The sequence below is a fragment of the Methylococcus sp. ANG genome, assembly GCF_040730495.1.
In the GTDB taxonomy this organism is placed as follows: Bacteria; Pseudomonadota; Gammaproteobacteria; order Methylococcales; family Methylococcaceae; genus Methylococcus.
Genome location: NZ_CP160399.1, coordinates 483,090 through 507,935, shown reverse-complemented (window position 1 = coordinate 507,935; position 24,846 = coordinate 483,090). Strand labels below are relative to the sequence as shown.

The 24,846-nt window shown below is 66.0% G+C and carries 25 protein-coding genes; 14 read left to right on the top strand and 11 right to left on the bottom strand.

The features are described 5' to 3' along the window. Nucleotides 1–162: 162 nt before the first annotated feature. From ABZN20_RS02415 to ABZN20_RS02360, 12 genes are all read left to right on the top strand, one after another. Nucleotides 163–909 carry a 4'-phosphopantetheinyl transferase family protein gene (locus ABZN20_RS02415; protein WP_255556388.1) on the top strand — a complete coding sequence of 249 codons (747 nt, stop codon included), beginning with the start codon at nucleotides 163–165 and terminating at the stop codon, nucleotides 907–909. A gap of 89 nt (nucleotides 910–998) precedes the next feature. After that, nucleotides 999–1,208, top strand: a complete 210-nt coding sequence (locus tag ABZN20_RS02410; RefSeq protein ID WP_218806536.1) for a cold-shock protein — start codon at nucleotides 999–1,001, stop codon at nucleotides 1,206–1,208. Between the two features lie 213 nt (nucleotides 1,209–1,421). Then, nucleotides 1,422–1,754, top strand: a complete 333-nt coding sequence (locus ABZN20_RS02405; RefSeq protein WP_218806535.1) for a hypothetical protein — start codon at nucleotides 1,422–1,424, stop codon at nucleotides 1,752–1,754. A gap of 86 nt (nucleotides 1,755–1,840) precedes the next feature. Further along, nucleotides 1,841–2,869, top strand: a complete 1,029-nt coding sequence (locus ABZN20_RS02400) for an AAA family ATPase (RefSeq protein ID WP_218806534.1) — start codon at nucleotides 1,841–1,843, stop codon at nucleotides 2,867–2,869. After that, on the top strand, nucleotides 2,866–3,705 hold the full coding sequence (locus ABZN20_RS02395) for a DUF58 domain-containing protein (RefSeq protein ID WP_218806533.1): 840 nt from the start codon (nucleotides 2,866–2,868) through the stop codon (nucleotides 3,703–3,705). The genes ABZN20_RS02400 and ABZN20_RS02395 overlap by 4 nt, the downstream gene beginning before the upstream one ends. A gap of 9 nt (nucleotides 3,706–3,714) precedes the next feature. Then, complete coding sequence (locus ABZN20_RS02390; protein ID WP_218806532.1) at nucleotides 3,715–4,608, top strand: hypothetical protein; 894 nt, start codon at nucleotides 3,715–3,717, stop codon at nucleotides 4,606–4,608. Then, nucleotides 4,605–5,582, top strand: a complete 978-nt coding sequence (locus ABZN20_RS02385; protein ID WP_218806531.1) for a vWA domain-containing protein — start codon at nucleotides 4,605–4,607, stop codon at nucleotides 5,580–5,582. Before ABZN20_RS02390 ends, ABZN20_RS02385 begins: the two co-directional genes overlap by 4 nt. After that, nucleotides 5,576–6,130, top strand: a complete 555-nt coding sequence (locus ABZN20_RS02380) for an MxaK protein (protein ID WP_218806530.1) — start codon at nucleotides 5,576–5,578, stop codon at nucleotides 6,128–6,130. Before ABZN20_RS02385 ends, ABZN20_RS02380 begins: the two co-directional genes overlap by 7 nt. After that, nucleotides 6,127–7,053, top strand: a complete 927-nt coding sequence (locus ABZN20_RS02375; protein WP_218806529.1) for a vWA domain-containing protein — start codon at nucleotides 6,127–6,129, stop codon at nucleotides 7,051–7,053. Before ABZN20_RS02380 ends, ABZN20_RS02375 begins: the two co-directional genes overlap by 4 nt. After that, nucleotides 7,040–7,255, top strand: a complete 216-nt coding sequence (locus tag ABZN20_RS02370) for a DUF2905 domain-containing protein (RefSeq protein WP_218806528.1) — start codon at nucleotides 7,040–7,042, stop codon at nucleotides 7,253–7,255. Before ABZN20_RS02375 ends, ABZN20_RS02370 begins: the two co-directional genes overlap by 14 nt. A 96-nt stretch (nucleotides 7,256–7,351) precedes the next feature. After that, a complete protein-coding gene (trmB, locus tag ABZN20_RS02365) occupies nucleotides 7,352–8,092 on the top strand; it encodes a tRNA (guanosine(46)-N7)-methyltransferase TrmB (RefSeq protein WP_218806527.1) in 741 nt (246 codons plus the stop codon). 68 nt (nucleotides 8,093–8,160) lie between these two features. Next, nucleotides 8,161–8,445, top strand: coding sequence for a HigA family addiction module antitoxin (locus tag ABZN20_RS02360; RefSeq protein ID WP_218806526.1), 285 nt, complete (start codon nucleotides 8,161–8,163; stop codon nucleotides 8,443–8,445). A gap of 7 nt (nucleotides 8,446–8,452) precedes the next feature. Here the strand turns inward: ABZN20_RS02360 and ABZN20_RS02355 are convergent, their stop codons facing one another. From ABZN20_RS02355 to ABZN20_RS02340, 4 genes are all read right to left on the bottom strand, one after another. Then, a complete protein-coding gene (locus ABZN20_RS02355; protein ID WP_218806525.1) occupies nucleotides 8,453–11,347 on the bottom strand; it encodes an EAL domain-containing protein in 2,895 nt (964 codons plus the stop codon). Between the two features lie 136 nt (nucleotides 11,348–11,483). Beyond that, nucleotides 11,484–12,062, bottom strand: coding sequence for a YggT family protein (locus tag ABZN20_RS02350; RefSeq protein ID WP_218806524.1), 579 nt, complete (start codon nucleotides 12,060–12,062; stop codon nucleotides 11,484–11,486). Nucleotides 12,063–12,065: 3 nt separating this feature from the next. Further along, the gene (gene proC, locus ABZN20_RS02345) at nucleotides 12,066–12,890 is read right to left on the bottom strand and encodes a pyrroline-5-carboxylate reductase (RefSeq protein WP_218806523.1); all 825 of its coding nucleotides are present in this window, start codon (nucleotides 12,888–12,890) and stop codon (nucleotides 12,066–12,068) included. A gap of 70 nt (nucleotides 12,891–12,960) precedes the next feature. Further along, nucleotides 12,961–13,650 (bottom strand): YggS family pyridoxal phosphate-dependent enzyme, encoded by a 690-nt coding sequence (locus ABZN20_RS02340; RefSeq protein ID WP_218806522.1) that lies wholly within the window; start codon nucleotides 13,648–13,650, stop codon nucleotides 12,961–12,963. 53 nt (nucleotides 13,651–13,703) lie between these two features. On the opposite strand from ABZN20_RS02340, the gene ABZN20_RS02335 reads away from it, so the two are divergent. Together ABZN20_RS02335 and ABZN20_RS02330 are read left to right on the top strand one after the other, a co-directional pair. Further along, on the top strand, nucleotides 13,704–14,738 hold the full coding sequence (locus tag ABZN20_RS02335) for a type IV pilus twitching motility protein PilT (RefSeq protein WP_218806521.1): 1,035 nt from the start codon (nucleotides 13,704–13,706) through the stop codon (nucleotides 14,736–14,738). Nucleotides 14,739–14,752: 14 nt separating this feature from the next. Further along, on the top strand, nucleotides 14,753–15,874 hold the full coding sequence (locus tag ABZN20_RS02330; RefSeq protein WP_218806520.1) for a PilT/PilU family type 4a pilus ATPase: 1,122 nt from the start codon (nucleotides 14,753–14,755) through the stop codon (nucleotides 15,872–15,874). Nucleotides 15,875–15,907: 33 nt separating this feature from the next. Here ABZN20_RS02330 and ABZN20_RS02325 read toward each other — a convergent pair whose 3' ends face one another. The 7 genes from ABZN20_RS02325 to metH form a co-directional block, all read right to left on the bottom strand. After that, nucleotides 15,908–17,689, bottom strand: coding sequence for a VWA domain-containing protein (locus tag ABZN20_RS02325; RefSeq protein ID WP_218806519.1), 1,782 nt, complete (start codon nucleotides 17,687–17,689; stop codon nucleotides 15,908–15,910). A 10-nt stretch (nucleotides 17,690–17,699) separates the two neighbouring features. After that, nucleotides 17,700–18,122 carry a protein YgfX gene (locus ABZN20_RS02320; RefSeq protein ID WP_367026636.1) on the bottom strand — a complete coding sequence of 141 codons (423 nt, stop codon included), beginning with the start codon at nucleotides 18,120–18,122 and terminating at the stop codon, nucleotides 17,700–17,702. Then, complete coding sequence (locus tag ABZN20_RS02315) at nucleotides 18,116–18,373, bottom strand: succinate dehydrogenase assembly factor 2 (RefSeq protein WP_218806517.1); 258 nt, start codon at nucleotides 18,371–18,373, stop codon at nucleotides 18,116–18,118. Before ABZN20_RS02315 ends, ABZN20_RS02320 begins: the two co-directional genes overlap by 7 nt. Beyond that, nucleotides 18,370–19,152, bottom strand: a complete 783-nt coding sequence (locus ABZN20_RS02310) for a succinate dehydrogenase iron-sulfur subunit (RefSeq protein WP_367027526.1) — start codon at nucleotides 19,150–19,152, stop codon at nucleotides 18,370–18,372. Before ABZN20_RS02310 ends, ABZN20_RS02315 begins: the two co-directional genes overlap by 4 nt. Nucleotides 19,153–19,184: 32 nt before the next feature. Further along, nucleotides 19,185–20,594, bottom strand: coding sequence for a class II fumarate hydratase (locus ABZN20_RS02305; RefSeq protein WP_218806516.1), 1,410 nt, complete (start codon nucleotides 20,592–20,594; stop codon nucleotides 19,185–19,187). A 236-nt stretch (nucleotides 20,595–20,830) separates the two neighbouring features. After that, entirely contained in the window at nucleotides 20,831–21,064 is a 234-nt protein-coding gene (locus ABZN20_RS02300) for a glutaredoxin family protein (RefSeq protein ID WP_218806515.1), read from the bottom strand. Further along, nucleotides 21,054–24,767, bottom strand: coding sequence for a methionine synthase (metH, locus tag ABZN20_RS02295; RefSeq protein WP_218806514.1), 3,714 nt, complete (start codon nucleotides 24,765–24,767; stop codon nucleotides 21,054–21,056). The genes ABZN20_RS02300 and metH overlap by 11 nt, the downstream gene beginning before the upstream one ends. Between the last annotated feature and the right edge of the window lie 79 nt (nucleotides 24,768–24,846).

Genomic DNA, 24,846 nt, shown 5'->3' with positions numbered 1-24,846 from the left:
AAATACAATTCACCGCACCAAATGCCGGCGCCCCTCTCTGCAATCCCTTTGGAACCGAGAAACTTACCCACGCTCAGCGTTACCGAGTCCGACGCTCCTGCACCTTCGCTCGCGGGGCTCGAGGCCGGCCAAGTCCATGTCTGGCACGGAGAACCGAGCGGCTTGGCCTCCCTGGTTCAGAACTGGCTTTCCGAAGAAGAAGCCCTCCGCGCGGCCCGCATCGGTATGGCCGCGGCGAGGGCCCAGTTCGTCATCGGGCGTACGCTTTTGCGCTATGTGCTCGGCCATTATCTCGGCCGCGAACCGGCATCGCTCGGCTTTGCGATCGGCCCCCACGGCAAACCGGCGCTGCGCGGCGAAGGCGCTGAACCGGACCTTCAATTCAACCTCAGCCACTCCGGCGACGAGATCGTGCTGGCGCTGGCCTGGCGATCGCCGGTCGGGATCGACGTCGAGGCACGGCGCCCCCTGGATCGTCTCGATGCGCTGGCCCGGCGCTGTCTGGCGCCGAGCGAACAGGCGGAACTCGACGGCCTTGCCGGCGCAGCGGCGACCCGCGCCTTCTTCCGCTTCTGGGTGCGCAAGGAGGCATTGGGCAAAGCCTCGGGACGCGGCATGGCGCTGGGCCTTCGGCACTGCGTGTCCAGCCTCGCAGGCCCGCCGCGCTGGCTCGAGATCCCGCCGGAATTGGGTCCCGCCGGAGGCTGGTCGCTCGCCGAGCTTCCGGTCCGGCAAGGATTCGACGCCGCGGTCACGGTGCGCGCGGCGAACGCCCGGTATTACTGGGGCGGGATCGGACTCGACGGCGAAAATCCGAAGTTTGAAAACCTCAAATCGCTTCTGTATGCTACGCCGGACTGCGTATTGGGAAACGCGGCAGCGGATTCATCGCGGTACCCTTCCCGGTAAAGCTACTGGCGCCATCGATCTCCTGCTACCAGTTCACCCGGTCGCCGTCGGCAGCGGCATAGTTCGATCCACACTGAGAGATGAGAGAGATGAGTCAAGTTCAGCAGGGCACCGTTAAATGGTTCAATGAAACGAAAGGATACGGCTTCATTCAGCGCGAAAGTGGCGCCGATCTGTTCGTCCACTTCCGCTCCATCCAGGGCGAGGGCTTCAAGACCCTGAAGGAAGGCCAGCGGGTCAGCTTCGTGGAAGTCCAGGGCGCCAAAGGTCCGCAGGCGGATCAGGTCAGCGTCATCTGATTTCCCGAACCGGATGTCTCCGAAAAACAGGCCCTGCGGGGCCTGTTTTTTTACATGCCGTTTCCCCGCGGGGTGCGAAGCCTGAGCCCCAAGCTGTGCTAAAATGCCACCCATTTTGAGGTTGTGTCCCGCTCCGCCCGCAATCCGCGCCCGGAGGCCGGACCGATATGCATACAAGATTCGATTAGAAAAATCCCGGGAAGGGCAAAACACATGAAAATCAATCTGATATTGGCTTACGCGTTCAAGTTCGTCACCTTCGTGTTCTTCAGCTTCACCATTCTGGTCTATGCCGGACTGTTGATCCTGCTGCCGCTGGACATCATGTTCCAGATCATCCGCATCTTCGCGGGCATCGGCTTTCCCACGGTCATCGCCGCCCTGGTCGGCATCGGCGCCCTGGGCTATGTCGGCTACAAGGTCTATCTGGCCCCCGCCCTGTACAAGCTGGTGTTCGACGTCGGCTACCAGTTGATCGAATTCACCCGCTTCCAGTTGAAGCGTTTCGACGACCTCATCGCCGCCGAACAGGCCGGCAAGAGCTGAGCGCTCCGGGTCGTCCCGACGTTTCCCCGATGCCCGGCGCCGCCGGGCATCGCTCGTTTTGAGACCCTGCACTTTCCGGATTCGCCATGTCCGCTGACCTGAAACAATCTCAACTCGCCGACTGGCGCCAGCGCGCCCTGGCCTTCGAGCGCGAAGTCGGCAAGGCCGTGATCGGGCTGGAGCGGCCGATCCGCCACATCCTGATCGCCGTGTTCGCCCGCGGCCACGTGATGCTCGAGGGCGATGTCGGCGTGGGCAAAACCACCCTGCTGAGGGCCGTGGCGCGCTGCCTGGGCGGCGCCTACGAACGCGTCGAGGGCACCATCGACCTGATGCCGAACGACCTGGTCTACCACACCTACATCAACGAACTCGGCAAGCCGCAGGTCGATCCCGGCCCCGTGCTCAAGCACGGCGAGGAGCTCTCGGTCTTCTTCTTCAACGAGGTGAACCGCGCCCGCCCGCAGGTGCATTCGCTGCTGCTCCGGATCATGGCCGAACACGCCGTGAGCGCCTTCAACCGCGAGCATTTCTTCCCCTACCTGCAGGTCTTCGCCGACCGCAACCGGGTGGAGAAGGAGGAAACCTTCGAGATTCCGTCGGCGGCGCGCGACCGCTTCATGATGGAACTGCACATCGAGACGCCGGCCGACCCGGCGCTGCGCTGCGCCCTGATGTTCGACCCGAAGTTCCACGACGTCGACCGCCTGCTCGATACGCTGACGCCGGGCCTCCTGCCCTACCGCGAAATCCCGCAGATCGCGCCCGTCATCCAGCAATCGGTCACGGCCAGCGAGACCCTGCAGCAGTACGCGCTAGACCTGTGGGAAGCCACCCGCCGCCCGGCCGACTACGGGGTGAAACTGGACGGCGTCGACATGGACCGGCTGATCCTGGCCGGAGCCAGCGCCCGCGGCGTGAGCATGATGATGCGCGCCGCCCGGGTCTCGGCCTGGCTGGACGGCCGCGAATACGTCGTGCCGGAGGACATCCACGGCGTGTTCCGCGAGACCATCGCCCACCGCGTGTTCTTCAATCCGGTGTACGAACTGCGGCGGACGGCGCTGATCGACGAACTCCTGGACGGCATCCGCCAGAAGGTAGCGGCGCCGTGATCCCGGAGTTCCACTACCGGGTCCGCTGGCGCGCCGCCGGGGCGCATCCTGGCCACCACGCCAGCCATCAGACCGGCGGCGGCTACGAATTCGCCGGCCACGTGCCCCTCTCGGCCTTCCCGGACCCGCGCAACATCGACGCCCATGCCACCCTGAACGATCCCTTCGGACAGCTCATGGTGAAAACCTTCCGCCAGCGCAGCGCGATTCCGGTGTTCGTCCTCGCCGACCTGTCGGCCTCGATGGGCTTCGCGGGCAAGGCGCAGGTGCTGGCGGAATTTGCCGCAGCCGCGGCTTATTCCGCCTACCGCAGCGGCGACCCTTTCGGCCTCATCGTCTGCGGCGAGGCCATCCGCTGGGACCTCTGCCTGCCGCTGCGCTGGCACAAGGGCGGATTGCCGGCCGACACGGCCGAAGGTCTCGCCAGGGTCCGGCCGGGCGCCCGCAACGCCGCGGCGCTGGAAGACGCCGTGCCCCATCTCGGCCGCGGCAGGGCGCTGGTGCTGCTGGTATCCGACTTCCATCTGGACGATGCCTTCCTGGAATCGCTGCTCGACGCTCTGCGGCCCCACGACGTGGTGCCGGTCGCCGTGTGGAGCCGGGCCGAATACGATACGCTCCCCGACTGGGGACTGATCCATCTGCGCGATCCCGAGACCGGCCAGCGGCGGCGGTTGTTCATGCGCCCCACGCTCAGACGGCGATTCCGGGACGCGTTCCGGGCGCGGCGAGACCGCCTGCGGGAGCTGGCCGCCCGCCACGGCGCCCGCGAGCCGTTCCTGCTCGAGGACCGCTTCGACGCCGACGCGTTGACCCGGTATTTCTACGAGACCTGAAGCGGCACCATGCGCAAGTTAGCCCTACCGCTCGCCATCATGCTCGCAGTCGTCGTGGCCTTCGCGCTGCTGATGAAAGCGAACGACGGGGCGGCGCCGGCCAGGTTCGAGAGCCAGGACGATCACGCCGCCACCCACACGATGGGCGATCTGATCGTGCGCGACATCGTCGTGTCCACCGGTCCCGGCGTCCACATCGATCCTGCCTCCCTCCCCGCTCCCGGCGCGATCAACGAATGGGCGGAGATCCGCGAGGTGAAAACCGATTCGACCGATGAACAGACCCGGGTCCGCGTCACCTACCAGGTCTTCCACGGCGTGCGCGGCCCGGAAACCGCCGAGCTCCCGCCGTTGCGGTTGCGTTTCGAAGGCGCCGGCGGTTCGCCCGACGTCGAAGCGCCGGCGCTGCCGGTCAGCTTCATGCCGCTGATTCCGCCCGGCATTCCCGACGAAAAAGTGGTGATCCGAGCCACGCGCCCGGCCGAACCGCGACCGTTTTCGCCTTACGGGCAATGGCTGGGTTTCGGCCTGGGTCTGGGCGGTGGCGCCGGCATCTACCTGCTGTGGCTGCGCGGCCTCCTGCCGATGCTCGCCGGCCCGCTGCCGTTCCGCCGCGCCTGTCGCGAATTGCAGCGGCTGGCGAATCAGCCTTCGCCGGGCCGGACCGCCTGCCTCATCCTGCACCGGGCGCTGAACGAAACCGCCGGGGAGGCGGTGTTCGGCAACCGCCTAGAGGCCTTCCTGGAGCGCCATCCCGAATTCGCCGGCATCCGCGATGAGCTGGACGAATTCTTCGCCCTGTCCCGCGGGGTGTTTTTCGCGGAAGCCGCCGATGGCGATGCTTATGCCCGTTGCCTGAAGCTCGCACGGCGGGCCCGCCAACTGGAGCGGAAGTCCTCATGAACTTCGGATTCGCCTCCCCCTGGTGGCTGCTGCTCGGCACCGGCGCCCTGCTGCCCTGGCTGCGTCCGGGCCAGTCCGCAGTGGACTACTCCTGCGCGGCCATGATCCCGGAAGACCGGCTTTCCGCCGCCATCGACCGCGGACTGCGTGCCCTGGCTTCGCTGGCGCTGCTGGCGCTCGCCGCGGGCATCGCCGGCCCTTACGCGCTGGAACAATGGGAGGAGCGGCTGGGCACCGGGGCCCACATCGTCCTGCTCATGGACCGCAGCAGCAGCATGAACGAAAACTTCTCGGGACGTTACCTCGGCGGCACCGCCGGCGAATCCAAGAACGCCGTCGCCCGCCGGCTGCTGTCGGACTTCGTGCGGCGGCGCGGCGACGATCTGTTCGCCATGGCCGCCTTCAGCGCAGCACCGCGCTACGTGATGCCCTTGACCCAGGACCGCGAGGCGGTGCTGGCCGCCATCGACAGCATCGGCGACCGCGGCCACGGCATCACCAACATCGCGCCGGGCCTCGCCATGGCGCTGGATTTCTTCAACGGCAAGCCCGCGACCGGCGCCCGCATCATCCTGCTGGTCTCCGACGGCGCCACCCGCATCGAGGAGGAATCGCAGGACATGATCCGGCAATGGTTCCAGGACAGCCAGGCGCGGCTGCATTGGATCTATCTCCGCAGCAAGAACAGCGCGCCGCTGGGGCGGGCACCCACGGGGTCCAGCGAGGATGCCTCGTCCGAATACCTGCTGCACCAATACTTCCAGAGCCTGGGGGTACCCTACACGGCCTACGAAGCGGAGAATCCGCAGGCGGTGGAAGACGCCATCGCCGACGTCGGGCGGCTGGCCAACCAGCCCCTGCGCTACCTCGAAAAGGTGCCCAGACAGGACCTCTCCGGATGGTTCTACGGCTGCGCCCTGATCCTGCTCGTGCCCCTGATCGCCGCCAAATCCCTGGAGGTGCGCGCATGGTGACGAAGGTCAAACTGCGCGAGAGCGCCGCCTCGGCCGTCCTCGTCCTCGGCTTGGGAATAACCGGATGGTCCGGTTACCAGCTGTTCGTCGTGGCGCGGGAGAATGCCGCCATCGACGATCCGCGGAACGTTTCCCTGGACGAAGACACGGCGCCGGAAGTGGTCCTGGCCAAGGCGCAGGCGCTGGACCTCGGGGGCGACTACCAGGAAGCGCTGAGGCTCTACCACACGATCCGGAACGACCCGGTCCCGGCGTTCCGGCAGCGGGTCCATTACAACATGGGCACGATCTATCTGCGCGAGGCGGCCGGCCTGTGGAACGCCCGTGGCGTGCTGGAATACGCCCGCGTCAATGCCCTGGTGGCGATGGCCAAGGAAAATCTGAAGGAAGCCCTGCGGCTGAACCCGGACGACCAGGACGCGCGCTTCAATCTGGAATACGCCTTCCGTATCACTCCGCCGCCCAAGGAAAAAGAAAAGGCCAACTGGCAGGGCACCAAGTCCTCCGTGTTCTCCACCCTGCCGGGCATACCCGGAGGCGGCCCATGAAGCCGCGCTTCGGCCGGTCCTTCGCCGGGCTGGCGGTGGCCGCGCTGCTCACCCTGCTGGCCTGGGCCGATCCCCGGATTCCGGCGGAACGGCCGGTCTTCCGCTACCTGTTCGTGCTCGACATCACCCAGAGCATGAACGCCCGCGACTACCACCTCGATGGCCTGCCCGCCGATCGGCTGGGCTTCGCCAAGGCCGCCCTCCGCCGTGCCATCGCCGACCTGCCCTGCGGCTCCGAAGCCGGTCTCGGCCTGTTCACCACCCAGAACGTGGAGCTGCTGTTCGAGCCGCTGGAAGTCTGCCGCCATGCCGGCGTGATCGAGGACGTGCTGGAACACGTCGACTGGCGCATGGCCTGGGCCGCCGACAGCTTCATCGTCCAGGGGCTCAACGCCGCGCTGCGCATGGTGAAGAAGCGCGATCCGGCCTTGCGGCTGGTGTTCCTCAGCGACGGCCAGCAGACGCCGGACGATCCGGTCAGACCGGAGCTCCAGGTCAAGCCGGGTGACGTCCAAGGGCTCATCGTCGGCGTAGGCGACGTCAAGCCGGTGCCGGTGCCTCGGCTCGACCGGGAAAACCGCCCACTGGGCTTCTGGGAAAAAGCCGACATCCTGGCGCCTGTAACCACCACGGCCTACCTCGACGCATCCAGCGACACCACTCACCGGCGCGGAAACGACGGCAGCCTGTATCTCTCCTGGCTGCACGAGACGGAACTCAAGGAATTCGCCAACACGGCCGGGTTGGGCTATCTGCGGCTCGATGCACCGGAAACGCTGGGCCGGGCGCTGCGCGATCCAGGACTCGGCGAGCTGCGCCGAGTACCCACCGGCATCGGCTGGATGCTCGCCCTCGGAGCCTGGGTGCTGGTACTCTGGCCGCATCTCGCTCCGGACCGGAGGGTTCGCCATGTCTCCGCCTAAGCTGCTGATCGTCATCGGGCTCGGCATCGCCGCCCTGGGCGCGCTGCTGCATTTCGCGCCCGGATTGTTCGGCTGGTTCGGGCGGCTGCCGGGCGACATCCGGCTGGGCGATGAAAACCGCTACGTCTTCATTCCCATCACGTCCATGATCGTGATCAGCCTCGTCATCAGCCTGATACTGAACCTGTTCTTCCGGCGCTGAGACGATAGGGCTTTGGGAGAGGAGTTTCGGTCCCCGAAAGGTCGCGACCTGAAGGCCCTCCCCCAAGCTGGCACGATCCTTCCGAACTTTGAATTCATGACCGAACCCGAGAACCCCTCCCCGCCCCGCCGCATCCGCAGCTTCGTGCTCCGGCAAGGCCGCATCACCGCCTCTCAGAAGAATGCCCTGGAAAACCTATGGCCGCGCTACGGCCTGGACCCGGACGCGCCGTTCGACCCGGTGGCCGTATTCGGCCGAAGGGCGCCGCTCACCCTGGAGATCGGCTTCGGCAACGGCGAGAGCCTGGCGGCGATGGCACAGAGTCTGCCCGAAGAGGACTTCATCGGCGCGGAAGTCCATCCCCCCGGCGTCGGCCATCTCCTGATCGAGCTGGACCGGCGCGGGCTGGAGAACGTCCGGGTATTCCGGACCGATGCCATCGAATTGCTTGAAAAGCGCGTTCCGGAGTCGAGCCTGGCGCGCATCCTGGTGTTCTTCCCCGATCCCTGGCACAAGAAGCGGCACCACAAGCGCCGCCTGATTTCGCCGGAATTCGCCCGGCTGGCCGCCTCCCGCCTGGCGCCGGCGGGCGTGTTCCATGCCGCCACCGACTGGGAGGATTATGCGATGCAGATGCTGGAGGTATTGAACGGCTGCGAACTGCTGACCAACCAGGCACCGGACGGGCGCTTCAGCGAACGCCCGCCGTACCGCTCGCTGACCAAGTTCGAAAGCCGCGGCCAGCGGCTGGGCCATGGGGTGTGGGATCTGGTTTACCGGCGCCGGAGCGGTTCCGCACCCGATAGCGGTGCGAACGGTACCGGCCACGGCGCCTGATTTTCCGTTTCGAGGACGAAAAACGCCGATGTGGTCGATTATCTGGACTATCACTGAGGAGCCAGACCATGCGTATGCACAACCCTCCCCATCCAGGGGAGATCCTGAAGGAAATGTGGCTCAAGCCGGCGAATCTTACCGTCACGGAAGCTGCATCCGCACTCAACGTATCCCGCAAGACGCTGTCCGAATTGGTGAATGGTAAAGCCGGCATCAGTCCGGAAATGGCTCTGCGGTTGGAAATGGCGTTTGGCAAAAGCGCGGAAAGCTGGTTGGCGCACCAAGCCGCCTACGACTTATGGCATCTGGGACAAAGCAAGAAGGCGCTGGGGGTGCGGAGACTGGCCGCCTGATGCGTGTTTAGGCGACCGGAAAGGATGATGCGCGCTCCAGCCACGGCACGACCTCGGCCGCCGGTATCGGACGGCTGAAATAGAACCCCTGCACCTCGTCGCACCCCGCCTCCTCGAGGAATTCGAGCTGCTCCGCCGTCTCCACGCCTTCGGCAAGAACCTTCAAGTGCAGTTGCTTCGCCAGTGCGATGATGGCCCGGGTGATTGTGGCGTGGTCTTCCATGCGCGTCACGTCGCGAATGAAGGACTGGTCGATCTTCAGCTTGTCGACCGGAAAACGGTGCAGGCGCCCGAGTGAACTGTAGCCGGTGCCGAAGTCGTCGATGGAAAAACGTGTGCCGCGCGCCTTCAGTTTCCGCAACGTTTCCGCCATTCGCCCCGCTTCGCGCATCACCGCGGTCTCGGTCAGCTCGAGTTCGAGGAAATCGGGCGCGAGTCCGCTGGAAGCCAGCAATGCTTCGAGCTGCTCCAGGAAATCGCCCTTCTGCAACTGCAGCGGCGACAGGTTGACCGCGACGGGAACGATGCTGAGGCCAGCGGCCTGCCACTCGCGCTGCTGGCGGCAGGTTTCTTCCAGCACCCACCGGCCGATCTGATTGATGAAGCCGGTTTCTTCGGCCACCGGGATGAAACGCAGCGGCGGCACCCAGCCCATCTCCGGATGCCGCCAACGGATCAGCGCTTCCAGGCCGACCAGCCGGCGGGAAGACACCTCGATCTGCGGCTGATAGTAAAGCCGAAACTCCCAGTTCGACACGGCCTGGTGCAATGCGGTTTCCAGGGCAAGCCGCTCGGCGGCCACGGCGCTCATCTCCGCCGAGAAGAATTGGTAGGTGTTGCGGCCCAGAGACTTCGCATGGTACATGGCGACATCCGCGCTCTTGATCAGACTCTCCGCGTCGGCGGCGTCGTGGGGATAAAGGCTGATGCCGAGGCTCGGCGTCACGACGAGTGTCTGGCCGCCGACGGCATAGGGTTTCGCGACGGCCGACACGATGTCGTCCGCGACATGAGCCGCCCGCGTCGCATCGCAGTTCGCCAGCGCGATGATGAATTCGTCCCCGCCCTGGCGCGCCACGGTGTCCCCCAGGTCGGCATTGGCCTTGAGACGGTCGGCCACCTGCAGCAGCAGTTGGTCGCCCACGCTGTGCCCCAGCGAATCGTTGATGGTCTTGAAATGATCCAGATCGAGCACCAGCAAGGCGATCCGGCTCCGGTCCCGTTCCGCCGCTTCGATGAGCTGGTCCAGCCGTACCTGGAAGAAGGCCCGGTTCGGCAGACCGGTCAGGTCGTCGTGATAGGAAAGGTAGCGGATCTGCGCCTCGGCCTGCTTGAACTCGGTGATGTCGGTAAAAATGCTGACGTAGTGCGTCGTGCGGCCATCACCGCCCTTGACCGCCGATATCGACTGCCACGCCGGGAAAATATGGCCGTCGCGGTGCCGGTTCCAGATTTCCCCGCTCCAGTAGCCTTCGGTCCGCAGCGTGTGCCAGAACTGGGCGTAGAACTCGGCATCGTTCTGTCCCGAGTTCAGCAGCCGCGGATTCTTCCCGAGCGCCGCCCCGGACGGGTAGCCGGTGATGCTCTCGAAAGCCTGATTGACCGACACGATCGTCCCCTGGGCGTCGGTGATCATCACGGCGTCGCGGGTATGGCTGAACGCCACCCCGGCCAGGCGCAGCTGCTCTTCGGCGCGCTCGCGTCCGGTCACCTCGTACAGCGATAGGACCAGATATTCCACCCTTCCTTCCCCATCCAGGATAGGCACCAGACTCCAGTCCCAATAGGTCGTTCCCCGCTCCGGCTGATCGGGAAATACGAATGGCCGCGCGAACGTTTCGTAGCGGATTCCGCTGCGTACGACCTCCTCGAAGATCGAAAGGGCCTCGGAAGGATAGAGTTCGAAATGGTTGCGGCCCGCGAATTCGGAAACGTCCCGGCGGCATGCGCGCGCATAGGCGGGATTGACCCGGACGAAATTGAAATCGCGGTCGAGGATGGCAAGGCATCCCACGTTGTGGTTGAACACCGCCTCGGCGAGATCGAACCGCTCCTTGTTTTCCTTTTCGACCCGCCGGCGCTCGGTGATGTCGCGGGAAATCGCGGCGACGCCGGCCGTCCGGCCCGCGGAATCGTGGAACGGAAACACGGTCTGGGAGACCGGAAAGGCCGTTCCGTCTTTCCTCCGCCGGACCGATTCGAACTGGACGAAATGCTCGCCTTGCCCGACGCGGGCGATGAGGTTCCGGACCTCTTCCCGCCGGTCGGGAGGACAGAGACGTGTCACGGACTGGCCGATGATCTCGCCCGCGGAATAACCGTAAATCCGTTCCGCCGCCCGGTTCCAACTGACGACGATCCCTTCGAGGCTGGCGCCGATGACCGCATCGTCACTGGCTTCCACGATGGCCGCCAGCAGGCGGCTGCCGTCCTCCAGCCTGCGCTGCTCGCTGATGTCCTGCACCGTCCCCACCGACCGCAGAGGCCGGCCGACATCACCGTAAAAGGTTTCGCAGCGTTCCCGGACATATTTGATGCGGCCGTCCGGCATGAGCAGCCGATGGACGATTTCGTAGGGCTGCCTGTCGGCGGCCGAGCGGCGGTAAGCCGCGTCGACCGCCTCCCTGTCGTCGGGATGCACGAGGGCGAGAAACGCCTCGTAGGACGCTCCGAACCGTTCGGGATCGATCTCGAAAATCCGGAAGACCTGATCCGACCATTCCAGCCGGCCTTCCGCCACATCGAGTTCCCAACTGCCGAGATTGGCCACCCGCTGCGCCTCGCGCAGGTGGAAAGCGCTCCGCCGCAGTGCTTCCTCGGCCCGCTTGGGCGTCATCCGGAACGCGCAGGCCAGCGCGGTTAGAACGAAAGCAACACCCAAACCAAGGATCAGGTAGTCCATTTGCCGCCGCCATTCAGGTGTCCGCCCCGCGCATCCTGCCCCGGCGCGCTCCTCGGACGTCTGGGTTTTCCTTCAGCCTCTTCCGGGAGAAGAGGCGCCATCGTCTCTCGCCGGAACAGGGCCGGCCGTTGCCGCGTCAGTTCAAAAGCGCCGCCAACTGCTGGAGCGGCGGCAGGATCAGCATCCTGGCCAACTGGATGCCGATCAGCGGCACGAGCGGGGAAAGATCGAGCCCGCCGGCCGGCGGCAGCAGGCGGCGGCTGCGGCGCAGCAACGGCTCGGTCAAGCCGGTGAGGAGGGAGGCGGCCGGATTGTAGGGCATCCGCCCGAACCAGCTCAGCAAGGCGCGGGCGATGATGCAGAAGAAAAAGACGTTGAATACGAGATCGAGCAGATCGTGAACCGACCACACCGCCAGGGCCGCAACCGAAACGGCGGCTGTGCCCTGAAGCAGAAACACCAGATAGCTTGCCAGCATCTGCAGCGCCAGCATCAGGACCAGCGAGGCGGTGTCGACCCGGCCAATGGCCGGAATGAAACGCCGCAGCAGCCTGAGCGGCGGATGGGTCACCTTGACCAGAAATTGCGATATGGGGTTGTAATAGTCCGCACCGGTCCATTGCAGCAGGAACCGCAGGACCACGGCGAGAACGTAGAGGCCGAACAGTGTTTCCACCAGAAACACCGCGGGATTGACGAGATAGCCCAAGTCCATCACTCAAGCCCCCAGTTCCCGTGCCAGCTCGATCGCTCTGGCGTGAGCGGCCGATACGGCATCCCGCACGATCTCACGCAGCCCTCGTTCCTCGAACACGCCGATGGCCTGCTCGGTCGTCCCTTTGGGGGAGGTGACCCGCTGCCGCAGCTGGGCCGGACCTTCTTCGGACTCGATGGCGATGCGGGCGGCCCCGAGCGCCGTCTGCTGCACCAGGAGGCGCGCGGTCTCGGGATCGAGACCCAGGCCGGCCGCGGCGTTTTCCATCGCTTCCATGAGCAGGAAAAAGTAGGCCGGTCCGCTACCGGAAATCGCCGTGACGGCGTCCAACGCTTCCTCCCGCTCGACCCAGACGGTCACGCCGACGGCACGCAGGATGCTCTCGGCCTCGCTGCGCTGGGCCGAGGCCGTCTTGCCGTTCGCATGCAGGGCGGTCGCGGAACTCTTGACCAACGCGGGAGTGTTCGGCATGCAGCGGACGATGGCTTGGCCGCCGCCGAGCCAGCGGTCGATGGCGGACTCGCCGACGCCGGCCGCGACCGACAGCACCAGCGGCCGGGTTTCCGCAACGATGTCCGCCACGCCTTCCGCCACTCCGCGGAGGATCTGCGGCTTCACGGCCAGGACCAGGATTTCCGCCAGCCCGGCCACCCGCCGGTTGTCTCCGCTCACGTTCACGCCGAATTTCAGCGAAAGCGCGTCCAGCTTGGCCTCATCCACATCCGACACCCAGATATCGCGAGCCGGGTAACCGTCGGCCACCAGCCCTCCCACCAGGCTCGAGGCCATATTGCCGGCCCCGATGAACCCCAGCGTCTTGTGTTTCATTATCCCTGCCCTCCCGACTGAAAAACTTCAATTATCATAATTTGCTGCATGCCATGCCGGAATCCTAAGCTCACGCCTTGGCGCGCGGACGGCGGCCGAAAATCGCGGTTCCGATGCGCACCAGGGTTGCCCCTTCCGCCACCGCCGCCTCCAGGTCATCGGACATGCCCATGGACAGCGTATCGAGTTCCGGCATGTCCAGTCCATCCATCAGTTCCCGCAGGCGGCGGAAAGCGGCGTGCTGCTCCCCCACATCGGCGGTCGGCGCCGGAATCGCCATCAGGCCCCGAAGGCGCAGCCGCGGCAGGGCGGCGACCGCATGCGCCAGCCCGGCCAGACCGGCCGGCGCCACGCCGGATTTGGTCGACTCCCCGCCGATGTTGACCTGGATGCAGACATTCAATGGCGCCATTTCCTCCGGGCGCTGGTCGCTGAGGCGCTGGGCGATTTTCAGGCGGTCGATTCCGTGCACCCAGTCGAAGCGCTCGGCGATGGGCCGAGTCTTGTTCGACTGGATCGGACCGATGAAGTGCCAGAGGATGTCGAGATCGGCGAGGGCGTCCTGTTTCTCCATGGCTTCCTGCAGATAATTTTCGCCGAACTCCCGCTGGCCCAATCCATAAGCCGCGCGCAACACCGCGGCGGGCTGGGTTTTCGAGACGGCCAGCAGCCGCACCGAGCCTTCCGGACGGCCGCAAGCCAGCTCCGCCTCCCGGATTCTCCACCGCACCGCCTGCAAATTCTCCTGGAGTTCCAGCATCCCACCCACCGTTGGCTATACTTTCCGTTCCGAATTTTACCCGACTGCGCCCGATGGATATCGCCGAACTGCTCGCCTTCTCGGTCAAAAACAAATCCTCAGACCTGCACCTTTCCTCGGGGCTGCCGCCGATGATCCGCGTCGACGGCGACATCCGGCGCATCAACGTGCCGCCGCTGGAGCACAAGGAAGTCCACGCCCTGGTCTATGACATCATGAACGACAAGCAGCGGCGCGACTTCGAGGAATTCCTGGAAACCGACTTCTCGTTCGAACTGCCCGGCGTCGCGCGTTTCCGCGTCAACGCCTTCAACCAGGACCGGGGCGCGGCGGCCGTGTTCCGGACCATTCCATCCAAAGTCCTCACGCTGGAGGAACTGGGCTGCCCGAAATTCTTCCAGGACGTCACCCGCCAGCCGCGCGGACTGATCGTGGTCACCGGACCCACGGGGTCGGGCAAGTCCACCACGCTGGCGGCCATGATCGACTACATCAACTCCAACGACTATTCCCACATCCTGACCATCGAAGACCCCATCGAATTCGTGCACCAAAGCAAGAAATGCCTGATCAACCAGCGCGAGGTGCACCGCAACACCTTGGGCTTCAACGAAGCCTTGCGCTCGGCACTGCGCGAAGACCCGGACGTGATCCTGGTGGGTGAAATGCGCGATCTCGAAACCATCCGCCTGGCGCTCACCGCGGCCGAGACCGGCCACCTGGTGTTCGGCACCCTGCACACCAGTTCCGCCGCCAAGACCATCGACCGCATCGTCGACGTATTCCCCGCCGCGGAAAAGGAGATGATCCGCTCCATGCTGTCGGAATCGCTGCAAGCCGTGATTTCGCAGGCGCTCGTCAAGAAAGCCGGCGGCGGCCGGACCGCGGCCTGGGAAATCATGGTCGGCACCCCGGCCATCCGCAACCTGATCCGGGAGGCCAAAGTCGCCCAGATGTACTCGACGATCCAGACCGGCCGCAAGGACGGCATGCAGACCCTGGACCAGCACCTCCAGGAACTGGTGGAAAAAGGGGTCATCACCCGCCAGGTCGCCCGCGAAATCGCCGTCAACAAGGCCGCGTTCTAGCCCGGAGCTCCACCATGGAATTCGAATCGCTGCTCAAACTGATGGTGCTGAAGAAAGCGTCCGATCTCTTCATCACCGCGGCCAAGGAGCCCTGCATGAAGGTCAACGGCACCATCGTGCCGCTGTCCAGCACCAAACTGAGCGCCGAACAGGTGCGCCAGCTCGTCCTCGGCATCATGAACCAGCGCCAGCGCGACGAGTTCGAAAACACCAACGAATGCAACTTCGCCCTCTCGGCGGCCGGGCTGGGCCGGTTCCGGGTCAGCGCCTTCGTCCAGCGGAACAGTCCCGGCATGGTGCTGCGCCGGATCGAGACCGAGATTCCCACCGTGGAACAGCTCGATCTGCCGTCCATCCTCAACGACCTGGTCATGACCAAGCGCGGCCTGATCCTGTTCGTGGGCGCGACCGGCACCGGCAAGTCCACTTCGCTGGCGGCGTTGCTCAAGTACCGCAACGAGCACTCCAGCGGCCACATCATCACCATCGAGGATCCCCTGGAGTTCGTACACCCGCACGCGGGCTGCATCGTCACCCAGCGCGAGGTCGGCATCGACACCGAATCCTACGAAGTCGCGCTGAAGAACACTCTGCGGCAGGCACCGGACGTGATCCTCATCGGCGAGATCCGCACCCGCGAGACCATGCAGCAGGCCATCACCTTCGCCGAAACCGGCCATCTCTGTCTGAGCACCCTGCACGCCAACAACGCCAACCAGGCGCTGGACCGCATCCTCCATTTCTTTCCGGAAGACATGCATCCGCAGCTGTTCATGGACCTGTCGCTGAACCTCCGCGCCATCATCGCCCAGCAGCTCGTCAAGCGCGCCGACGGCAAGGGACGCTATCCGGCGGTGGAAATCCTCATCAACACGCCCCTGGTCTCCGACCTGATCCGCCAAGGAGAGGTCCACAAGCTCAAGGAGGTCATGAAGCAGTCGCGCGAACTGGGCATGCAGACCTTCGACCAGGCGCTGTTCGAACTGTTCAAGGCGGGCAGGATCGGCTACGAGGATGCCCTCTACTCCGCCGACTCCAAGAACGAAGTGCGCTTGATGATCAAGCTCAGCGAACAGGGCGGCATCGACAAATACGCGCCCAAGGACGACTCCATCCAGATCGTCGCCAACGAATAGCGGAAGTGGCCCAGGCGCTCGCCCTCGATACGGCTACTTGCAATGTTCCGGCTTCTCGGCATCCTTCGCGGCCTGCCGCACCATCTGGTCCAGGCTCATGCCCGACCTGGGGGTGAGTACGTCGCCACCCGTGGCCCTCGCGATGCAGCTCACGGCGCCGTCACCGACGATGTCCACCACGTTGATCTTGAGTTTGGGCTTGGCGGCTTTGACCGCCGCGGCGATGGAGCAGGGGTCCGCGTTGCAACTGTCCTTGCCGTCCGACACGACGACCATGACCGCCGGCGCCCGCACGCCGTCCACCTTGTTCGCGGCCCGCACGATGCCGTTGCCCAGCGGCGTGCCCTTGCGCGGAATCAGGCCGTTGACCCGCCGCAGGAGCTGCCCCCGGCGGGCGCCGTCGTACATGCCGTAATCGGAAGCCTCGGGGCAGTCCTCCAGGACCACCAGCCCGACGTCGACGTCGCCCGGCAGGCCGGTCACGACGTTGTTCACCGCGCGCTGGGCCGCCATCAGCCGGGTGGGGCCGCGGCCGGCCTGGGTGATCGATTCGTAGGCACCGATGAGGTCCGCACAGACCACGGGGGCGAGCATCCCGCTGTCCATCATGCAGCGCTCGAAGCGGGCGATGAGCTGGGCGCTGTTCCCGTCGAGGACGGCGGGAATGCGCATGCTGCCGGAAGCATCGAGCACGATCGCGACGTCCGGCGCATCCTCGGGGGGGCGTTCACCGGGACAGGGCGGCAGGCCCTCGGCTGGCTTGACGGGGTTGGGCGAGGCTTCCGGAATAGGCGAGACGGCGGGCGGCGAGGTCGTTTCGGCGGTCTTGGCGGGCAGTTTCTTGCCGCAGGCGGCCAGTTTGTCGGCGAGCCTCCCCTGCAACGCCGCCAGCCTGGCGCGCAACCGGGCCGACTCGGCGCTCAGTTTGGCGCCGCTGCACTTTTCCAGCGCGGCTCCCAGCTCCCGCTGCAGTCCCGCGAGTTGGCCGTGCAGTGCGTCACGCTCCTTCGACAAGGCGTCCAGCGCTGCCTCGTCCCGGCAAGTCTCCAGGCTTCCGGCCAACTCGGCCGTCAGCGCCTCCAGCCTCCCGGCCAACAGTTCCCCTTCCTGCGCCAAGGCGTCACGCTGGGCCTCGAGCGCGCATTGGCCCAGGGCACGCGCCAGATCGGACTGGCGTTCGAGCAGGGCACGTCGCAGGCCGTCGCCGGCCTCCCTTTCGGCAGCGAGCATGGCGGCGTAATCCGGCCCCCAGGGCGGCCAGCGCCACAAGTCGAAACGGAAACCGGCCCACCCCAGAGCGGCGGCCAGAATCAGGCCGGCCATGGCCAGCCACAGCCGGCGGAAAAGCTTCGCCGACGACCGACCGGAAGCCGAAGCGGCAGGCTCAGTCCGTGTCGCGGCACCGTAGCCCCAGAACGTCAGTACTGGCTGGCCATCGACTACATAGACCGCGGACTCATCGGGAAAACCCGCCGCCAGGCGCATTGCATCAGCCAGGTCCGGATCGGCGGGAGCCAGCCGCTCCGCCAGCGCCAGCATGGCCTGGATGCGGTCCTCCAGCAGGTTGCGCGCACGCCGTAAGGCCTCCCCGCCCAGAGCGTGCAATGGAACGGGCTGGCCCGCCAGCGAGGTGTACCAGTCGATCCATTCGCCGTCCCCGCTCGGCACGGGCTCGGCCAGGAGGGTTGCGGCGGCGGGCGAGAGATGACGCCGCATCGCATCGGACAAGCGGGCGTGCAATGCCGCATCCGGCCGACCGGCGGGCGGAAGCGGATGGGCGGCGGCGGGGGAACGGCAGATGCGGAGACGGCTCATCGGCGCTGCTTCAATGGAGAAGGCCGGCGTTCCGGCTTTGTTGCGACATCGCGCCGCAGCGCAGCTGGACGCGGAGGCGGCGATAGGTTTCGGCGTCGACGCTGTCCCTGAACACGGGGACCGCAACCCGGCCGTGCGCCGTCGAGAAATGCAGCACCACGCAGAGGGAGGACGCGAAACTCGAGCCCATCAGCTTCGCCGGGTACGTCTCTCCGCCGGAAGAAATCAAGCTCCAGCCGCCCGTGCCGTCGAGACGCGCGCCGAAACCCCGGCGACCCCGGAGGAGCGCGGCGTAGCCCGCCAGGCCCATGGTGACGCCCAGCTTGGCCGGCAGCGGAATTCCCGCGATCCAGATGCCGGCGCAAGCCAACAGGCCGACGGCGCACGTGGCCAGCGAATGAATACGCGAGGGAACCGGTTCCACGGTCAGCATGCCGCACGCTCACCGGTGGCGAGAGCGCGGAGTTTGGCCGCCATGGCGGCCAGCGCCGGATCTTCGGGACGGGCTAGGCCGGTCAGGCAACGCCAGAGTTCGGTGTCCTGCATGTCCAAGAGGCGCTCGAACGCATGCCGCTCGGCGGCGTCCGCATGCCGGTAACCGCCGTCCACATAAAGCGCGAGTATCCGGTCCAGTTCGGCCATCCCCCGGCGGCAGCGCCACAGCAGCCGGCCCTGTCCGTTCATTTTTGGCGCTCGACCAGCAGCTTCTTGATCTCGGCGATCGCCCGCGCCGGATTGAGGCCCTTCGGGCAGGCCTCGGTGCAGTTCATGATGGTGTGGCAGCGGAACAGCTTGAAGGGGTCTTCCAGCGCATCCAGGCGCTCGCCGGTGGTTTCGTCCCGGCTGTCGGCGATCCAGCGGTAGGCCTGGAGCAGGGCGGCCGGCCCCAGGAAGCGGTCGCCATTCCACCAGTAGCTCGGGCACGCGGTGGAACAGCACGCGCACAGGATGCATTCGTGCAGGCCGTCCAGCTCGGCCCGCTCCGCCTTGCTCTGCAGGCGCTCACGGTCCGCGGGCGGCGGGGTCTGGGCCTCGATCCAGGGTTTGATCGAAGCATACTGGGCATAGAAATGGGTGAGATCCGGCACCAGATCCTTGACGACCGGCTGGTGCGGCAGCGGATAGATCCGGACCGGTTCGCCGCAGTCGCTCAAGGGCTTGGTGCAGGCCAGCGTGTTGCGGCCGTCGATGTTCATGGCGCAGGAACCGCACACGCCCTCGCGGCAGGAGCGCCGGAACGCCAGGCTACTGTCGATCTCGTTCTTGATCTTGATCAGGGCATCCAGCACCATCGGCCCGCAGCGGTCCAGGTCGATGGGGTAGGTGTCGAGCCGCGGGTTTCCACCCGCATCCGGATCCCAGCGGTAGACCTGGACGACCTTCACGCGCCGGACGCCTTCCGGCGCCGGATAAGTCTTGCCCGGCTGGACCACCGAATTCTTGGGCAGATTGAACAGTCCCATGGCGCTGTCCGTCATGCTGTCGAGGCAGAGGATCAGCCCGCCCCGCCGGTCGGCACGCCGTGGATGCCCCCGGTGGTCAGCCCCACCGGATCGAGCAGTCGCTCCAGCTCTTCGCGGGCCATGCCGGTCATTTCCATGGCCACGTCCAGGATCGGCCGCCCCGTCCGGTAGGCGGCCTTGGCGATTTCCGCCGCCTTCATGTAGCCGATGACCGGATTGAGCGCGGTGACCAGGATCGGATTCGTCGCCAGAGCACGGCGCAGATTGTCCTCGCGCACCCGGAAATCGGCGATGGCTTTGTCGGCCAGCAGTCGGGCCGTATTGGCCAGCAGCTCGATGCTCTGCAGTAGGTTGTAGGCGATCACCGGCAGCATCACGTTGAGTTGGAAAGAACCCGACTGCCCGGCCACCGTGATGGTGGCATCGTTCCCGATCACCTGCGCCGCCACCATGCAGGCGGCCTCGGGAATCACCGGATTGACCTTGCCGGGCATGATGGAGCTGCCGGGCTGGAGCGCGGGCAGCTCGATCTCGCCCAGGCCGGCCAAGGGCCCGGAATTCATCCAGCGCAGATCGTTGGCGATCTTCATGAGGCCCACGGCAATGGTCTTGAGCTGGCCCGACAGTTCGACCGCCGCGTCCTGGCAGCTCAGGCTCTCGAAGAACGAATCGTTCGGCCGGAACGGCAGGCCGGTGGCATCGGCCAGGGCTTCGGCGAAGCGGGTGGCGAAAGCCGGATCGGCGTTGATGCCGGTGCCCACCGCCGTGCCGCCCTGCCCCAGCTTGTACAGCCGCGGCAGGCTGGCCCGCAGCCGGTCGACGCCGTTGGCGACCTGCAGCGCCCAGCCGGAAAGCTCCTGCTCCAGCCGCACCGGCATGGCGTCCATCAGATGGGTGCGCCCGGTCTTCACCACGTCCGGATGCGCCGCGCCCTTGTAGCGTATCGTCGCCGCCAGGTGTTCCAGTGCCGGGATCAGATGTTCGTTGACCGCCAGCGCAGCGCTGACGTGAATCGCCGTGGGGATGACGTCGTTGCTGCTCTGGCCCATGTTGACGTCGTCATTGGCGCTCACTGGCGTTCCCGCGCGCCGGGAAGCCAGCGTCGCCAGGACTTCGTTGACGTTCATGTTGGTGCTGGTGCCGGAACCGGTCTGGAACACGTCGACAGGGAACTGGTCGGTATAGGCTCCGGCAATGACCTCCTCCGCTGCCGCCACGATCGCCTCGCCCTTGGCGGTCTCTAGATGCCGCAGCGCCATGTTGACCCGGGCCGCGCACTGCTTGATCCGGGCGACGGCACGGATGAACGCCGGCGGCAGAACCAGGCCGCTCACCGGAAAATTGTCGATGGCGCGCTGGGTCTGCGCCGCGTAGAGCGCGGAGGCCGGAACCCGCAGTTCGCCCATGCTGTCTTTTTCGATGCGATAGTCGTTCTGACTCATGGCCTCTATTCCCCTTCGATTCAGTCATGCCGGATCGGACTCCGGCATCCAGTTCCCAAAGCTTGCCCCGGACTTGATCCGGGGGATGGGAAGTATGCCGGACCCGCATTGCGCTGTGTGGTGCGTGGATTCCCGAACTTGCCTTCCATGGCCCTGGGTTCCGGCTTCCCGGCCGGAACGACGCCCGCTATGCCCAGGATTCTCCCTTCCCCATGGAACCAGTCCGCACGTAGTCATCAGCCTCCAAGAAACCGCCGCACCGCTTCGGCGTCGAACGGCCAGCCCAGCTCGCGCCCCGCGCCGTCCCGCAGCACCGGAATCCGGATGCCGTACCGCTGCGACAGATCGTCATCGCCGGCGATGTCCACCGCCGTCGCCGCCACCCCCAGGCCCGCCAGCACCGACTCGGCCTCCTCGCACAGATGGCAGCCGGCGGTGCCGTACAGGCTCAAGCCGGACTCAGTCGGCATCGTAGCCCAGACTCGGCGCCAGCCAGCGCTCGACCTCGCGAACCGCCATCCCCTTGCGGCGGGCGTAGTCCTCTACCTGGTCGCGGCCGAGCTTGCCGACGTTGAAATACTTTGCCGACGCGTGCGAGAAATACCAGCCGCTGACCGAGGAAGCCGGATACATGGCGAAGCTTTCGGTCAGCGAGATGCCGGTGTTGGCCTCGGCGTCCAGCAGGCGGAACAAAGTGGCCTTTTCGGTGTGGTCGGGGCAGGCCGGATAGCCCGGCGCCGGCCGGATGCCGCGGTATTCCTCGGCGATCAGCTGATCGTTGCCCAAGGATTCCTCCGGCGCATAGCCCCAGAACTCCCGCCGCACCCGCCGGTGCATCAGCTCCGCGAAGGCCTCGGCCAGTCGGTCGGCTAAGGCCTTCAGCATGATGCCGCTGTAGTCGTCGTGGGCCCGGGCGAACCGCTCCAACTGCGCCTCGATGCCGTGCCCCGCGGTGACCGCGAAGCCGCCCACGTAGTCCGTCACCCCGCTGCCGACCGGCGCGATGAAATCCGCCAGGCAGTAGTCGGGCTGGCCGCCCGGTTTCTCCTGCTGCTGGCGCAGATGGTGCAGCACCGCCAGCCGCTCGGTACGGCTGTCGTCGGTCCACAGCACGATGTCGTCCCCTTCCGAATTGGCGGGGAAGAAGCCGATCACGCCACGGGCGGTGAGCCAGCGCTGCTCGATCAGGAGCGCCAGCATGGCGCGGGCATCCTGCAGCAGGGTGCGGGCATGGTCGCCCACCACCTCGTCGTCCAATATCTTCGGATAGCTGCCGGCCAGCTCCCAGGTATGGAAGAACGGCGACCAGTCGATGTAGTCGGCGATCTCCGCGAGCGGGTACGAATCGAACACCTCCAGCCCCAGCAGGCGCGGCTTGGGCGGCGCATAATGCGCCCAGTCGGTGTGGAAAGCTCGGCGTCTCGCCCGCTCCAGGCTCAATAGAGTCCCCTGCGCCCGCCGTCCAGCGTGATGCTGCCGCACCTCCTCGTATTCCTTGCGCACCCTGGCGGTGAATTCGTCCTTCAGGTCTGCGCTGAGCAGGCTGCTCGCCACACCGACGCTGCGCGAGGCGTCGGTCACGTAGACGGTCGGCCCACGGTAATTGGGTTCGATCTTCACGGCCGTATGCGCGCGGGAGGTCGTCGCGCCGCCGATCATGAGCGGGATTTCGAACCCGAGCCGCTCCATTTCCCTGGCGACGTGCACCATCTCGTCCAGCGAGGGCGTGATCAGGCCGGACAGGCCGATGACGTCGACGTTCTCCTCACGGGCGGTCTGCAATATCTTGTCGCAAGCCACCATCACGCCCAGATCGACCACCTCGAAGCCGTTGCACTGCAGCACCACACCGACGATGTTCTTGCCGATGTCGTGCACGTCGCCCTTCACCGTCGCCATGAGGATCTTGCCGTTGGAGCCGGAGGCGCCCCCGGCCTTCTCGGCGTCCATGTACGGCATCAGATAGGCCACGGCTTTCTTCATCACCCGGGCCGACTTGACCACCTGGGGCAGGAACATCTTGCCGGCGCCGAACAGGTCGCCGACCACGTTCATCCCGGCCATCAGCGGCCCCTCGATGACGTGCAGCGGTCGCTCGAACTGCCGGCGGGCCTCTTCCGTATCGGCCTCGATGAACTCGTCGATGCCCTTGACCAGGGCATGCTCCAGGCGCTTGTCCACCGGCAGCGCGCGCCAGGCCAGGTCGGCCTTGCGTTCGGCCACGGCCCCCTCCTCGCCCCGGTAGCGGTCGGCGATGGCGAGCAGGCGCTCGGTGGCGTCCTCGCGGCGGGCGAGGATGACGTCCTCCACCGCGTCACGCAGTTCCTCCGGCACCTCTTCGTAGATGGCGAGCTGGCCGGCGTTGACGATCCCCATGTCCATCCCGGCACGGATGGCATGGTACAGGAACACCGCGTGGATGGCCTCGCGCACCGGGTTGTTGCCGCGGAACGAGAACGAGACGTTGGAGACGCCGCCGGAAATCAGCGCATGCGGCAGCCTCGCCTTGATCTCGGCCACGGCCTCGATGAAGTCGAGACCATAGCGGTCGTGCTCCTCGATGCCGGTCGCCACCGCGAAGATGTTGGGGTCGAAGATGATGTCTTCGGCCGGGAAGCCGACCTGTTCAGTCAGCAGTTTGTAGGCCCGCTCGCAGATCTCGACCTTGCGCGCGCGGGTGTCGGCCTGGCCCTGCTCGTCGAAAGCCATGACGATCACCGCCGCGCCGTAGCGCCGCACCAGCCGTGCGTGGTGGAGGAAGGCCGCCTCGCCTTCCTTGAGCGAGATCGAGTTGACGATGCCCTTGCCCTGGATGCACTTGAGCCCGGCTTCCAGAATGTCCCACTTGGACGAATCGATCATCACCGGGACGCGGGCGATGTCCGGCTCCGAGGCGATGAGGTTGAGGAACTGCACCATCGCGGCACGCGAATCCAGCATGCCCTCGTCCATGTTGACGTCGATCACCTGGGCACCGCTTTCGACCTGCTGGCGGGCGACTTCCAGGGCCTCGTCGTATTTCGCCTCGCGGATCAGGCGCCGGAAAGCCGCCGAGCCGGTGACGTTGGTGCGCTCGCCGACGTTGACGAACAGCGAATCCGCCGTGATGTTGCAGGGCTCCAGCCCCGCCAGCCGGCAGGCCGGCGGAATCTCGGGAATGCGCCGCGGCGGGAAATGCTCGACCGCATCGTGGATCGCCTCGATGTGCGGCGGCGTGGTGCCGCAGCAGCCGCCAACGATGTTGAGAAAGCCCTGTTCGGCCCAGTCGGCGATCTCGCGCGCCATCGCCTCGGGCGATTCGTCGTATTCGCCGAATTCGTTGGGCAGGCCCGCGTTGGGATGCGCCGAGACGTGGGTGTCGGCGATGCGGGAAAGTTCTTCGATGTACTGACGGAGCTGCTTGGCGCCGAGTGCGCAGTTGAGGCCGATCGAGATCGGCCTGGCATGGCGCAGCGAATTCCAGAAGGCTTCGGCGGTCTGGCCCGAGAGGGTGCGACCGGAGGCGTCGGTGATGGTGCCGGAGATCATCACCGGCAGGCTGTAGCCCTGTTGCTCGAAGAACTGCTCGACCGCGAACACCGCCGCCTTGGCGTTGAGGGTATCGAAGATGGTCTCGATCAGTATGATGTCGGCACCGCCGTCGACCAGGCCACGCACGGCCTCGGTGTAGGCCTCGACCAGTTCGTCGAAGCTGATGTTGCGGAAGCCCGGATCGTTGACCGAGGGCGAAATCGAGGCGGTCCGGCTGGTCGGCCCCAGGACGCCCGCGACGAAGCGCGGCCGGTCCGGCGTCTGTCGGCTCATGCGGTCCGCCGCCTGCCGCGCCAGCCGGGCCGAAGCCAGGTTGATCTCGTAGACCAGCGCCTCCATGCCGTAATCCGCCATGCTGATGCGGGTGGCGTTGAAGGTGTTGGTTTCCAGGATGTCGGCGCCGGCTTCGAGATAGGCCCAGTGGATGGCCTCGATCACGTCCGGACGGGTCAGCGACAAGAGGTCGTTGTTGCCCTTGACGTCCTGCGGCCAGTCGGCGAAACGCTGGCCCCGGTAATCGGCCTCCCCCAGCTTATGGCGCTGGATCATGGTACCCATGGCGCCATCGAGAAACAGGATGCGTTCCTTGAGCAGACGTCTTAGGAGCGAGGAACGCTCCGCTGCGGTAACGAGAATGGTCATGATCGACAGCCGAGGCGAAAGCGCTCCATTGTATTCGCTTGGGCGCCATGGATAAACTTGGCGGGTTCCTTGCCAGATG